Annotated in this window: 9 protein-coding genes; 3 read left to right on the top strand and 6 right to left on the bottom strand. The window is 64.7% G+C overall.

Features of this window, described 5'->3' with window-relative positions:
* Window positions 1–59: 59 nt before the first annotated feature.
* Entirely contained in the window at window positions 60–320 is a 261-nt protein-coding gene (locus tag HMP09_RS07990) for a helix-turn-helix domain-containing protein (RefSeq protein ID WP_232090785.1), read from the bottom strand.
* A 305-nt stretch (window positions 321–625) separates the two neighbouring features.
* Between HMP09_RS07990 and HMP09_RS07995 the strand changes: the two genes are divergently transcribed.
* The 3 genes from HMP09_RS07995 to HMP09_RS08005 all read left to right on the top strand — a co-directional run bounded on the left by HMP09_RS07995 (window position 626) and on the right by HMP09_RS08005 (window position 5,861).
* A complete protein-coding gene (locus HMP09_RS07995; protein ID WP_232090786.1) occupies window positions 626–1,972 on the top strand; it encodes a GntT/GntP/DsdX family permease in 1,347 nt (448 codons plus the stop codon).
* Entirely contained in the window at window positions 1,962–2,684 is a 723-nt protein-coding gene (locus HMP09_RS08000; RefSeq protein ID WP_197942468.1) for a FadR/GntR family transcriptional regulator, read from the top strand. The genes HMP09_RS07995 and HMP09_RS08000 overlap by 11 nt, the downstream gene beginning before the upstream one ends.
* A 192-nt stretch (window positions 2,685–2,876) precedes the next feature.
* Window positions 2,877–5,861: a TonB-dependent receptor plug domain-containing protein gene (locus tag HMP09_RS08005; RefSeq protein ID WP_176499926.1), complete on the top strand. Its 2,985-nt coding sequence runs from the start codon at window positions 2,877–2,879 to the stop codon at window positions 5,859–5,861.
* A 284-nt stretch (window positions 5,862–6,145) separates the two neighbouring features.
* On the opposite strand, the gene HMP09_RS08010 is transcribed toward HMP09_RS08005, so the two are convergent.
* The 5 genes from HMP09_RS08010 to HMP09_RS08030 all read right to left on the bottom strand — a co-directional run bounded on the left by HMP09_RS08010 (window position 6,146) and on the right by HMP09_RS08030 (window position 14,002).
* Window positions 6,146–7,198 carry an SMP-30/gluconolactonase/LRE family protein gene (locus HMP09_RS08010; protein WP_176499927.1) on the bottom strand — a complete coding sequence of 351 codons (1,053 nt, stop codon included), beginning with the start codon at window positions 7,196–7,198 and terminating at the stop codon, window positions 6,146–6,148.
* Complete coding sequence (locus HMP09_RS08015) at window positions 7,191–8,684, bottom strand: tryptophan halogenase family protein (protein ID WP_176499928.1); 1,494 nt, start codon at window positions 8,682–8,684, stop codon at window positions 7,191–7,193. Before HMP09_RS08015 ends, HMP09_RS08010 begins: the two co-directional genes overlap by 8 nt.
* 7 nt (window positions 8,685–8,691) lie before the next feature.
* Complete coding sequence (locus tag HMP09_RS08020) at window positions 8,692–9,690, bottom strand: cupin-like domain-containing protein (RefSeq protein ID WP_232090787.1); 999 nt, start codon at window positions 9,688–9,690, stop codon at window positions 8,692–8,694.
* Between the two features lie 35 nt (window positions 9,691–9,725).
* Entirely contained in the window at window positions 9,726–10,460 is a 735-nt protein-coding gene (locus tag HMP09_RS08025; RefSeq protein WP_232090790.1) for a SapC family protein, read from the bottom strand.
* Window positions 10,461–10,807: 347 nt separating this feature from the next.
* Complete coding sequence (locus HMP09_RS08030) at window positions 10,808–14,002, bottom strand: TonB-dependent receptor (protein ID WP_176499930.1); 3,195 nt, start codon at window positions 14,000–14,002, stop codon at window positions 10,808–10,810.
* Window positions 14,003–14,200: the final 198 nt, after the last annotated feature.

A 14,200-nucleotide genomic window follows, 5' to 3' on the forward strand; every position in this document is an offset into this window, starting at 1 on the left:
TCCCCCTCCGTCGCCTCCGGCGCCACCTCCCCCTTGGCGGGGGAGGATCAAAGATTGTCTCAGATCGCGAGCGTCTGCGCGACGATCGCCGCCTGCGTCCGGTTGCGGACGTTCAGCTTGCGCATTAGCGCGGTCATGTGGACCTTCACGGTCGCCTCGGCGATGCCGAGATCGAACGCGATCTGTTTGTTGAGCAGCCCGGAATGGACGCCGCGAAGCACCCTGATCTGAGTCGGCGTCAATACGGCGCTCGTAACGGCGCTCGGAACCGCGATGTCCGCCGTCGCGGGTTGGCGCGTATCGCGTGCGGTCGCTTCCATGGTCATCCTCCCTCGTGCTTCGGCCCGGTATCGCGACGGTCGATCGTCGCAATGTCGTGGGTTGCGCTATCATCCAGCGATCCGCTTATACGGATTCGGTTGGACAGGTTTTGACTATGAGCCGCGTGTTCATACGCAATCAAGCCTTTTCTGTTGTAAGATCGAAAAGACCTGTCGTACAGATATGCGCTATCACAGCAGGCGAAGGCGCCGCTGAGCGACGGGAGGGGCCTGATGCCACACGCACCGGACACGCGTCCACGGATCGGACGGGCCACGTGCGCCCGAACGCGTACGTCACGCCTGTGATCAGCGCCGACATGCGGCTGGTGATCGCGGCCCTCGCCGGCATCGGGCTGGCCGTGGTGATGATCGTCCGCGGCCGACTCCATCCCTTTATCGGCCTGCTGTGCGGCGCGTTCACCGTCGGGCTGCTCGCCGGCCTGCCGCTGCCCGACGTGGCGAAGGCGGTGCAGAAGGGCGTCGGCGACATCATCGGCGGCACCGGGCTGGTCGTCGCGCTGGGCCTCTCGCTGGGCGCGATGCTGCATCTGTCGGGCGCCGCCGCCTCGCTGGCCAAGGCGGCGCTGCGGATGACCGGCGTCCAGGCGGCACCATGGGCAACGCTGGGCATCGCGATCGTCGTCGGGCTGCCGCTGTTCTTCGAGACCGGCCTCGTCCTGTTGCTGCCGATCGTCGTTGCCGCCGCCGAGGAGATGACCGGCAAGGACGGGGCGGCACGCGATGCGGCAAAGCTCAGGCTGATCATGCCGGCACTGGCGGGTCTGGGCGTCGTCCATGCGCTGGTCCCGCCGCATCCAGGCCCCCTGCTCGCGGTCGAGGCATTGGGGGCCAGCCTTGGCAAGACGATGCTGTACGGGATCGCGATCGCCATTCCGACCGCGATCATCTCCGGCCCGTTGCTGGCTAGGTTCACGACGCGCGGCGTGCGGCTGGAGGCGCCGGTGCTGCACGATCATGCGCTCGCGATCACGCCGCCGGCGCGGCGGCTGTCGCTGTTGATCGTGCTGCTGCCCGTGCTGATGATCGCGACTGGCGAACTGGGACAGATGATCCCCGGTCTCAAGGGTGCGGCTTGGCTGGTGGCTGCCAGCAACCCGGTGGTTGCGCTGCTGTTGACCAACCTGGTCGCCCTGCCGCTGCTGTTCGGCCGGCGGCTCCGCGATGCTGCGATCCAGAATGCGGTGTGGCACGAGACGATGGGTGCGGCCGGGGCGATCCTGCTCGCGATCGGCGCGGGCGGTGCGTTGAAGCAGGTGCTGGTGACCGCCGGCCTGTCCGACCTGCTCGCGCGCACCGTGCTGATGTATGCGATCTCGCCGCTGTTGCTCGGCTGGCTGGTCGCGGTCGGCATACGCCTCGCCGCCGGCTCCGCGACCGTCGCGACGATCACCGCGGTCGGCATCATGCCGGGCGTCGTCGCCAGCTCGGGCGTGTCCCCGGAACTCGTCGTGCTGGCGATCGGCGCGGGCTCCGTCTTCTTCAGCCACGTCAACGATCCGGGTTTCTGGTTGGTCAAAAGCTATGTCGGCACCAGCACCGCGGACACGTTCCGGACATGGTCGATGCTCGAGACATCGATCTCGGTGGTCGGCCTCGCGCTGGTCATGGCGCTAAGCTATGTCGTCTGACGATGCGCCAGCCCCCCATGAAAGCCCGGTCGTGAACGGCGGCGTGCGGCTGGCGGACCGGGCCTATACCGGGATCGTGCAGATCATCCTCGACGACGCGCTCGCGGTGGGCGACCGCTTACCCGCCGAGGACAAGCTCGCGGCGATGTTCGGCATGTCGCGCACGATCGTCCGCGAGGCGCTGGCGCGGCTGGCGTCCGACGGCATCACGCAGGCGCGGCGCGGCGCCGGATCCTATGTCAAACGGCGACCGTCGGAACGGCTCGGGTCGCACATGCCGATGGCGGACATCGCCGCGACGCTCGGCACCTACGAAGTGCGCTTCGTGCTGGAGGCGGAAGCGGCACGGCTCGCGGCACAGCGCCGGTCGCACCACCAGATGGACGCGATCGAGCGCGCGCTGGAAGCCTTGCGGACCGCGCTGCTGTCCAACGCGCCAGCGCATGACGAGGACTGGGTGCTGCACCGCACGATCGCCGAAGCAACCGCCAATGCGGCATTCCTGCCCGTCTTCGATCATCTCCGCGATGCGGTGATGCGGATCCTGCGCGCCGGCGTCGACATATCGCGTGCGCGCGCGCCCGATGTGATCAAGGCGATGATGGACGAGCACGACGCGATCGTCGAGGCGATCCGCGCGCAGGATGCGGACGGCGCGGCGCTGGCGATGCGCTGGCATCTGTCGCAGGGCCGCAAACGGCTTATGCCGTAACGACACCCGCCGTACCGCTTGCGACCTTGGTCGTAGATGTTACCGCGCCCAGGCTATTGTAGAGTGCCCCCACAATGACACGTTGCCAAGCCGACCAACGGTACGCGCCACGTGCAAGATGGGGACGGACGGATGCACAGGGTTACGCGCGGTCGGCGATCAGTCGGATCTTTCCATGTTAACGCAACCAGCATGATCGTGCTGGCCACCGCGCTGCTCTGCGCGCCTGCCGCAGCCCAGACCGCGGCCCAGACCGCGACCACGCCATCCGACCTGCCCGCCTCGACCCAATCGGCCGATCCGGCCGCGCCTCCGCAGACGCTGACGCCGCAGACCGCCGCAGACGATCAGGGCGCGACGGACAAGGACATCGTCGTCACGGGCTCGCGCATCACGTCGAGCGGTTTCAATGCGCCGACGCCGACAACGGTGATCGGCGAGGACCAGATCCTCAAGAACGCACAGCCCAACATCTTCAACGCGGTCGCGCAGCTGCCATCGCTGCAGGGATCGACCGGCGCCTCCACCGGCACGTTCAGCACGTCCAGCGGCACGCAGGGCCTGAGCTCCTTCTCGCTGCGCGGGCTCGGCCCGATCCGGACACTGACTCTGCTCGACGGCCAGCGCGTCGTCGGCGCCAACGTCTCCGGCGTCCCCGACATCAGCATGTTCCCGCAGTTGCTGGTCAAGCGCGTCGATGTCGTGACCGGCGGCGCATCGGCGTCCTACGGCTCGGACGCGGTCGGCGGCGTGGTCAACTTCATCACCGACACGCGCTTCACGGGCTTCAAGGCGAACGTCCAGGGTGGCATCACCAATTACGGCGACGACAAGCAGGCGCTGGTCCAGGCCGCGTTCGGCACCGCGCTGTTCGGCGATAAGCTGCACCTGATCGTCAGCGGCGAATATGACGACGAAGACGGCGTCGGCCCGGGCGATTTCGGCACCGACCTCGCCAAGGGTCGCGACTGGTACCGTGCCACCACGCTCGTCAACACCGGTCAGACCAACAACGGCCTGCCGCAGTTCAACTATCGCGACTATGCCCAGCCCTATCAATATGCCCGCTACGGCCTGATCAACAACGGCCCGTTGCAGGGCATCGCCTTCGACCAGAGCGGCGCACCGTATAATTTCAACTACGGCTCGAACGGTCGACCGACCGGCACTGGCGGCGTCACGAATTGCTTCCCCGCGAACAGCTTCTGCGTCGGCGGCGACCTGTCTGGCGCGCCGGGCTCGGGCGCATCGCTCAAATCGTCGCTCGAGCGGCTCAACGGCTTCGGGCGGATCGGCTTCGACTTCGCCGAGAACAACGAAGCCTATGTGACGGTCAACCTCGCGCAAGTGAAGACCAGCAACCAGCCGAGCCCCGGCTATAATCGCCCCAACCTGACCGTGCAGTGCGCCAACCCCTTCCTGCCGCAACTGGTCCGCGACCGCTGTGCGACCGCCGGTATCACGCAGTTCAACTTCGGCACCAGCAACGGCAATTTCCCCGATTCGCTGGTCCAGACGGACCGTCGCCAGTACCGCTTCGTCGGCGGGCTGAAGGGCAAGTTCGAGATCGGCAGCACGCCGTGGACCTACGACGCTTATTACGAACACGGTATCACGCTGGCGGCGATCGACGTCGACAATACCGTGTTACAGCCGCGCTACGTCGCCGCGACCAACGCGATCACGCTGAACGGCGCGATCGTCTGCGCTGATCCGGTCGCGCGCGCCGCCGGGTGCCAGCCGATCAACATCTTCGGCGGTGCGGTGCCGTCGGCATCGGCACTCGCCTATGTCACCCCTGCCAACGGACCGCTCCAGCGCACCAAGCTGACGCAGGACGTCGCCAGCCTCAACTTCTCGGGCGAACCGCTCAACCTGTGGGCCGGGCCGCTGTCGGTCGCGTTCGGTGGCGAATATCGTCGCGAATTCTACCGCGTCCACGGCGATCCCTATGGCGCGGGCGTCACCACGCTCAGCCCCAACAGCACCGCCTATCCCGCCGACCCGCTGTTGAACTCGGCGCTGGGCAGCAATTGGGCAGCGGGCAACTATAAGAACGGCCGCGGCAAGTACGAGGTGTACGAAGGGTTCCTCGAGCTCAATCTGCCCTTGTTCAACAGCGAGGCGATCGGTCGCGCCAACCTCAACGGCGCGGGTCGCGTGACGCATTACAGCACGTCGGGCACGGTCTGGGCGTGGAAGGCCGGCGGCACCTGGGATACGCCGCTCGACGGCATCCGGTTGCGTGCCGTCACGTCGCGCGATGTCCGCGCACCGAACCTGTCCGAATTGTTCGCCGCGCCGACCGTCACCACGCTGCCCAACTTCACCAACCCATTCCCGCCGGGCGGCGGCGTGCAGGCGTTCCAGAACACCGTCGGCAACCCCAATCTGAAGCCCGAAATCGCGCGCAATACCGAGGTCGGTATCGTCCTGTCGCACCCGTCCTGGGCACCGGGCCTCGGCTTGTCGTTCGACTATTACAAGATCAAGCTCGACGGCGTGGTCTCGACGCTGTCGCCCGACCAGATCGTCCGCTTCTGCTTCGAGGGCAATCAGGCGTTCTGCGGCGGCTTCGTGCTCAACAGCCCGACTCAGGGCGGGAATTTCATCAACGTCCAGCCGTTCAATCTCGCTTCGTGGAAGACCAGCGGGTTCGATATCGAGGCGAGCTATCAGTGGAAGAAGCCGCTCGGCATCCCCGGCAATTTCACGATGCGCGTGCTGGGCACGCATGTGAAGGAGTTCCTCGTCGACGCCGGGATCGCCGGTGTGGCCGTCGTGGACCAGGCGGGGGCAAACAACGGCGCGACGCCGGACTGGAAGTGGCTGGCGACGCAAAGCTACGACAACGACGTCTTCAGCATCAACCTGCAGGAGCGCTGGTTCTCGGACGGCGTGTTCGGCAACCAATATGTGGTCTGCACCACCGGTTGCCCGGCCTCGACCGCGAACAACCCGACGATCGACTACAACAAGATGAAGGGTGCGTTCTACGTCGACCTCGGGGGATCGGTGAACGTGACCAAGCAGGTCAGCCTGTTCTTCAAGGTCGACAATCTGTTCGATCATGACCCGGAGCCCGCGCCACAGACTAACACCGGGCTCGACGTGAACCCGGCACTGTACGACACGCTGGGTCGCTTCTACCGGCTCGGTCTCCGCGCGCGGTTCTGATCGCGTATCCCCCGGTAGATCTACCGCTACCGGGGGATTTCAATGCCGCAGGGCATGTCTGAACCCAGGGTTCTCAGAGCGTGACGGGCCCGAAGCCGCGACATCACCCAAGCGAACTCAAGCGACATTGCTATCCCTAAACGCCCCCTCTCCGGCGAAGGCCGTGGTCCAGTTGGGACAATCGAGGTCACGAAGGCGCGTCCGACGTTACCTCCGTTTCCAATTGGACCCTGACGTTCGCCGGTTCTTTCGCGAGACGTACGAGCCCCGCCGAGTTCCGGCGATCAGCCTCGGCCCTGCCATCCCTCACGCAGCGGCAGGCGCAGGACACGGTCGTTGGCCGTCATGTACAGCGCCCGCCCTCGTTCCCCGAACGCGCAGTTGGCGATCGGCGCACCGGTCGTCACCAACGCGAGCGGCTCCGCATCGGGCGTCAGGAACATCATCCCGCCGGGCACCGAACACACGAGCGTTCCGTCACGCGCGACCTTCATGCCGTCGGTCAACCCCGCCCCGCCCCGCGCCTTCATCGGCCTGGCATCGAGCAGCACCCTGGCATTGCGCACACCCTTGGCATCGAGGTCGTAGACCATGATCCGCGGCGCGGTTTCGTCCGACACCGACACGTAGAGCCGCGTTTCGTCGGACGACAGCGCGATGCCGTTCGGTCGAGTCAGGCTCCCTTCCAGCAGCTCGACCGCGCCACCCGGCTGCAGCCGATAGACGCCGTTCACCGCCAGTTCCTTCAGCGGCGACGCATCGCCTTCGGTCAGGCCGTACGGCGGATCGGTGAAATACAGCGTCCCGTCGCGCGCTACATGCAGGTCGTTCGGGCTGTTGAACCGCTTTCCCTGGTAGCGATCGACGATCGTCTCACGCCGCCGCGTGATCAGATTCACGCGGTCGATCGACCGTCCACCGCTGTTCGCGATCAACAACCTGCCCGCATGGTCGAGCGCGAGACCGTTCGCACCGGGCTCGCGGATCAGCTTCGGGTCGGTGCCGCCTGCCCCCGACGGATCGAGGAACGGAACGGCGGGTCCCCCCTTGTGCCAGCGACGAACGATGTTGGCGGGTGGATCGGAGAATAACAGATACCGTCCGGCCTCGACCCATAGCGGTCCCTCCGCCCAGCGGATGCCGGTCGCGATCGTCTCGACCCGCGCGTCGGGCGCAACCATCCGGTCGAACGTTGGCGACATCCGCTGGATGCGCGGCTCCACCGGCGCGTCCGCCAGGCCGGCACCGAATGCGGGCGCAGCGATCAAGGCCGCCGCACCCAGCAGGACGTCGCGGCGTCCCGGCCGGAACGCGTCGCCAGCGGCGCCCTCACGCATCGGCGGGGCAATAGGTGCGCAGGAATTCCTGATGGGTCGGCAGGACAGCGACCTGCCGGGCGATCGACGTTTTCATGTCTCCCAGGACCTGTCGCAGGCGGGGCTCTCCCATGATCCGACCCATCCGGTGGTGCTGGCGCGGCGACAGGCGCTGGCCCGTCATCACCTGCGCCCAGGAGGCGACACGAAAGATTTCCTCGCCGTCCTGATACGCCATGCCGCTCTCGCGAAACAGCGCGATCCGGTCGCCGAGCGTCTCCGGTATCGCCATCGTCCGACACGCATCCCAGAACGCGGTGTCGTCGCGCTCGGTCAACACATAATGCAACACGATGAAGTCGCGGATCCGCTCGATATCCGCGGCGGCCTGTTCGTTGAACCGTTTGGCGGTCGCGGCATGGCTGCCGTCGAACGGGAACACCTGGAGCAGACGCGTGATACCGATCATGGCGAGGTGGATCGCGGTCGATTCGAGCGGCTCGACGAACCCGCCCGCCAATCCGAGCGCAACGCAATTGCCGCGCCAGACGTCCTGCCGGCGGCCGGGCTCGAAGCGGATCAGCCGCGGCTCGACCATGACCTCGCCGTCCACTTCGGCGAGCAATTGCGCACGCGCCTCGTCTGCGGAGAGGTGCCGGCTGTCATAGACGAACCCGTTCCCAACCCGGTGCTGCAGCGGAATGCGCCAGCGCCAGCCGGCACCGTGCGCGATCGCCCGCGTATACGGCACCGCCGGCCCGACCGAGCGCGTCTGCGTGACGACCGCGCTGTCGGTCGGCAACCAATGCCGCCAATTCTCGAACGGCGACCCGAGCGTCTGCCCGATCAGCATCGCGCGGAACCCGGTGCAGTCGATGAACAGGTCGCCCTCGATCCGCTCGCCCGAGCGCAGGACGATCGCTGCGATATCGCCGCTCTCGCCGTCCTGTACTACGCGGTCGATAAAGCCTTCGATGCGGCGGGCGCCCGCACCTTCGGCGAGCGTGCGCAGATGTCGGGCATAGCGGCCCGCGTCGAGATGGTAGGCATAGCTCAGGTCCGGCGCGTTGCCGCCGATCGCGAACCGCGCCGCGTCGGCCGCTTGGAGTTCGAGGCAATAGTCCCCCAGGTCGCCGCCGAAGCCGTCTTCGCGCGCCTGGAGCCAGAAATGGTGAAACGCTCCCATCCAGGTGGACTGCCCGGTTTCGCCGAACGCATGAATGTAGCGATCGCCGATCCGCGCCCAATTCTCGAACGCGATGCCGAGTTTGAAGGTCGCGCCGGTCTCGGCCATGAATTGCTGCTCGTCGATCCCGATCAGCCGGTGGAACGCGCGCGCCGTCGGGATGGTGGACTCGCCGACACCGATCGTGCCGATCTCTTCGGATTCAACCAGCGTGACGTCGACCAGCGTGCCAAGCTGTCGCGAGAGTGCCGCGGCGGCGAGCCAGCCTGTGGTCCCGCCGCCCGCGATGACGACTCGATTGCGCTTTGGTGCGTCGGTCATGGCCGTCCTATCTGTTCATCCGTTGCAGGACCTGCGCGCGCAGCCGCCGTGCGGCGGTGTGGTCCAGCGTCGCCAGGGCACCCCGCGCATGCGGCGGCAGGTGGTCGCCGGCGCGCTCGCCGGGACCGAAGACGTAATAGTCGAACAGCTCGCGCCATGCCCGCTTCTCGCCTTCGGGACGATCGCGCAAGCTGAGCATCGCGTGGAGCAGAGTCGTCATCGGCGTATCGACGAACGCCGGTACGGCGTTCCACCAATAGTTGATCATGACGTTGAAGTCGTCGAGCGCCTCGACGCGGTGCCACCACAAGGCGGGGTAGACGAGGATGTCGCCCGGATCGAGCTCTGCGACCTGCGCCACGTTCAATGCGTCGCGGAAACCCGGATGACGGTTGTAATCGGGTTCGATGAAATCGACCATGCTGACGACTTGCCCGCCCGGCGTCGGTTCGAGTGGTCCTGGATACAGGTTCGCGACCTGATCGGGCGGGAACAGCGTGAATCGCCGCCGACCGACCAGCGGGCATGCTATGTTGTTCGACATGTCCCAATGCGCCGCCGCCGTCGTGCGGTTGCCGATCCACAGGCTCGCGAGCGGCACGCCGGAACCGGCCAGATCGCCCGTTGCCACGACGGGATTCTCACTACGCAAACCGGGGAAGAAGGTGTCGACATCGGTCGAGCCAAGATACACCGACGACGCCTCACCGCCGGCGATACCCGCGCGAATCCGCTCGAAATACTCGGCCAGCGGCGCACGCCCCGCCACGTAATTCATGCCCGTCAAGTGGTCATTATAAAAGAACCGCCCCCCAATCCCCCCCTCACCCACAAAACCGACGACTGGGCGTCCCGCATCGAAGCGCGACAGATACGCCATTGCTGTGTCTGCGCCCTGCCGTCCCGCTTCGACCAGCGGCAGATCGGTCGCCACGGCCTTCAGCACGACCGGCTGGCCCGCTTCGATCAGCGCGGCAAAGTCGATCTCGCCACGTTTCGCGCCCACGATTGTACGAACAGCCGGCAGAGTCGCGCGAGGTGTCACTGCGCTGCGAGCCGACTGGTCTTGCGTTCGATAAGGCTTGAGACGGTTCCAACCGACGCAATTGCAAAGACCGCGAGTTGAAGAAACCCGGGTCCGTGCAAGCGCGCCAAGGCAGCGCTATCCAGCGCGGCGAGCCGTTCAGCCGAAATCGTGTACAGGTCGTCGAGCGTATATTTGTTCGTCTCGTCGAGAAATATCTCGAGCGAGACGGGCTCGATCAGTCCCTCCGCTTGAAAGGCGTCGAACATCGCGTCGTTCACGATCACCCCGTCATGGATGCGGCCAAGCACGTCCGATACCGCATCGAGATACGGGCTGTTGCCGCCGTGCGGCAGGAACACGGGCGACCCCCGAACACCCGTGGCGCGGGGAACGATGCGCGAGGAATCGAGATCGATATGGATCATCGGTTCGCCTTGGCTACCGTCGTCGTTGCGCGTGAGGCCGATCGAGAAAGGGCCACGCTGATGGAGCGCCGGGATATAGCGCGCGTGCCAAACACCATCGCCGAGGAATAGATTCTCGTCACGATCGAGCCCCACCAACGCGACCGACTGGAACCGCCCATCTTCGGAACGTCGAAACAGGATCGGGTATTCGCGTTGGAGATCCTGCCATTCGGTCGGGAACACCAGCACCTGGTTCACGGCATCGCCGAACTCGGGACCATGGCCCGTTGCGACCGTCAAATCCTGGTGGTCGACGTTATTCAGAAGGACGATATTCGTCACGATGCGCCTTTCGAGATCCATGTGTCCGGTGCCACCCGCGTACCATGCAGAGCACCGTCGCGGCATGCAATCTGATGGCGGCGCGATTGCAGCAACGACGCGCAACACGTCTCACAGCTATCGCCCACCCTGGACCCGGACTTCCCTGGGACGTGCGATCCGGCCATCAAATGCCGTAGGTCGGAGACAATGGCAGTCATCAAAGGCCACACTACCGTGCCGCTGAAGTGATACCGCACGCCGTCCGCAGACCGATAATCTCGATATACCAGTGGTCTTGGTAGAGGCGCCAACCCTCCCCCGTAAGGAGGAGGGTTGGCGTGCCGCCGGTCCGGCACCGCATCCGCCTAGAAGCGGAAGCGCCCCCCGAGAAGGAAGCGGCGGCGCAGTTCCTGGCCGAACCAGAGTTCGCTCTCGTCGCGACCATAGGTGCGAAGCTTGGTCTCGGTCAGGTTGATGCCTTCGATCGATACCGCGAAGCTCGGCGTGATATCGTAGCTGATGTTCGCGTCGAGCTGTCCGAACGGCTTAGTGAACTCCGGATTTTTCGAATTGCCGCGATTGATTCCCGACAGGAACTTGTCGCGCCAATTATACGCGATCCGTGCCGACAGTCCGTATTTGTCGAAGATCAGCGTCGCGTTGAACGTATCTGACAGACCGAGCAACGCGAACTGGTTCTCCGTCGTTGGGCCCCCGATGTTGAACCCCACATCGCCGCGCACCAGCGTGTAGGCCGCGCTGACGCCGAAGCCGGTCGATCCGAAGAAATGCTGCCCCGCCGCCTCGAAGCCGTAGATTTCGGCATCCTTGTTGTTGATCGGCTGGGTCAGCTGGAACTGATAGAGAACATCGGTTCCGTTGGCGATGACGTCCCGGCTGCTGTTGATCTGCTTGACAAAATCGTCGTTCAGCGAGCGCGTCGTTGCGTTGTAATTTGCCTGGAACACCGTGGTCGCCGCGCCGATCGAGCCGGTCTGGTCGAGCAACGCCGTCAGTGCGAACAGATTGACGTCGCTCTGGTCGGCACCCAAGGCCTGCAACGCCGCCTTTGCTTGCCCCGAGCGCGTGCCCGCAGCCCCAGAGCTCGGGTCCCTCAGCCCGAACAGTGTGGTTGAGCTTTGCCCGTTACCGATGAAGTTGCGGACGCGCTTGTCGAACACGCCAAAGGACAAATAGCTGTCCGGTTTGTAGTACCATTCAAGCGACGCATCGAGATTGTCCGACTCCAGCGGGATCAATTTCGCGTTGCCCGATGATCCAGTCGCTAGTCCGCCATTGGCGATCGGCCGCGATGGTACGCCGACGCTGGTCGAGGTAAACAGATTGCTATATTCCGGCCGGGCGATCGTCTTGCTGAACGAGAGGCGACCGATCAGGTTGTTTTGCAGCTCTACCTGAAAATCCATCGAAGGCAGGAAGTTGTTGTATGTCCCGCTCTCCGTCAGGAAGCTGTTCTGGTTCGAAATCACCACGGTATAGTCGTTGTCCGAAACCCAGTTGATCGCAGCGGGTACGGCGACCAGCGATGTCGAGGTGGACTTGGTGTGCTCGTAGCGCACGCCGGCGACGAGCACCGCAGGCGACCGACCGAGCTCGCCCTTCCACGTAACCTGGCCGTAGGCCGACCAAATCTTCTCGCGGACACGGTTGTCTTCGGTGGCCGTGGTGCCGACCGGATTACCGGCCGTGGCGTAGAATGGCGACAGTATCGAGTAGATGGCAGCCGCATCACCGCGGAAGGCGGTCTGCGATTCCGGATCGTTGCCCGGATCGTAATGCTTGAACTTACATACCAAGCAGAACGCCTGCAGCGCGCCGGGTGCCAGTTTCTCGACATCGCCGGGGCTGGTAATACCCCAGTCGCCCAGCACCTGCTGCGTGGACGTCCGCGTTTGGTGCATGTTTGTATTGCGCAAATTGCCGCCGAAATCGAAGCGGCTACCGCCCCCGAGATCCCAGCCAAAATCGCCGCGCAGTTCCTTCACCCGCTGGTCCTGCGCAGACGCATAAGTGCGGCCGATTTGCGAGCCCACCTGGTTCACCGTCAGCGGACCGTTGAGCGTCACGTCCTGTACCGGAATAGCGCCGGTATAATCGACCGAATGCGCGGTCACGACGTTGGCGGCCATGCCGACCAAGGTCGAGCTGTTGCCATTGGGGTTGTCCGGGCGGCTCGATGCCTTGCTGTAATGGCCGTCGAGGTTGAACGTGAAGTTGTCGGTGATCTCCCATTTGCCGTTCAGGCCGAAATCTTGGATCCGGCTCTTCTGGCCGCGGTTCTGTGCCTCGAACCCTTCGTCCTTGGCGCCGTTGATCGTCTCGTGCAGGTAATTCGCGGTGGCGACCACGGGGTTAGCGTCGAACCGCACTTCGTCGAACGGCCGGCTGAACCAGTTGGACAGATCCGAGCGGATTTCCTTCTGCGTGTTCTGCGCGAACAACGCGTCCGCGGTCAGCGTCAGCGTCTCAATCGGCTTAAACTGGACCACCGCCTGGCCGTTTATGCGCTCGCGGCTGCCTTCTGCGTAGTGATAGCGGCTGTCGTTGGGGAACGCGACGAGCTGGTTCGCATTAGTCGGCGCGCCCGTGATCTTCGTGCTGCCATCGCCCTTAACGAAACCACCCGCCAGGAAATCGGTGTACGACTGGACGTTCCAGTCATTGGACGTCGCGGCGATCGAGGTGAAGTTGCGCTTCTGATAGCTGCCGAACAGGGAGACGCCGAACCGATCGGTCGGATCGGCCCAGCTAAGCACGCCGGACAATTCAGGGGTCACCTTCGATCCGCAATCGAGGCAGCCATTGGTGCTGGTGTCGTAGACGCCCTTCGCGCCGATGCTGCCGGTCAGGCCACCCTTGCCGTCCAGCGGGCGACGCGTGACGACGTTGATCGTTGCACCGATGCCGCCGGTCGGTACGGACGCGCGGCCGGTCTTGTAGACCTCCAGCGTACGAACGCCTTCCGAGGCCAGGTTCGAGAAATCGAACGATCGGCTGGCACCCTGCGCACTGTCGGAATTCTGGTCGCCGCCGACGACCTGGACGTTCGCGGTCGCAAGCTGACGGCCGTTCAGCGTGACGAGGTTATAGCTCGGACCGAAGCCGCGAACGGTAACGAGCGCGCCTTCGCCGTTGGTGCGGTTGATCGAGACGCCGGTGATCCGCTGCAGCGATTCGGCAAGGTTGGTGTCGGGGAACTTGCCAATGTCTTCTGCGGAAATGGCATCGACGATACCGGTTGAATTGCGCTTGATCGCGATGGACCGTTCAAGGCTGGCGCGGACACCGGTGACGACGATCTCGTTCTCGACCGCCGGCAATGCCGATTCAGACGACGGTGCGGTCTGTGGCTGGGTCAGCTGACCCGCCGTCGTCGAGGGATCCGCGGTCGTTCCCGGGGCCGTTGTCGGCTGAGCATTCGTGGCATCGGCGCCCGTCTGGGTTTGCGCCAATGCCGTTCCCGACACTGCGAGGCAGCTAGCCACTGCCAAAACGGATACCGAGCGCGCGAGCGCCGACGAAAGACTATCAGCCTTCATGTTCATCCCCCCTTGATCGCGGCCCTGATGCCCGCGGAAAACTCACGTCGATCATTGCCGACTGTGCGAGCGCTAACATATTCCATCGATGCACGTTGGCAAGCATCTTGGGGTAGTAGAGTTGCGACATCCCGGTTGCGGCAAAGCCCGTCAAAACGACGATTAAGGTTACTTGAACTACGCCAATGCATTGGCGCA

It is taken from the genome of Sphingomonas sp. HMP9 (genome assembly GCF_013374115.1).
Classification (GTDB): Bacteria; Pseudomonadota; Alphaproteobacteria; order Sphingomonadales; family Sphingomonadaceae; genus Sphingomonas.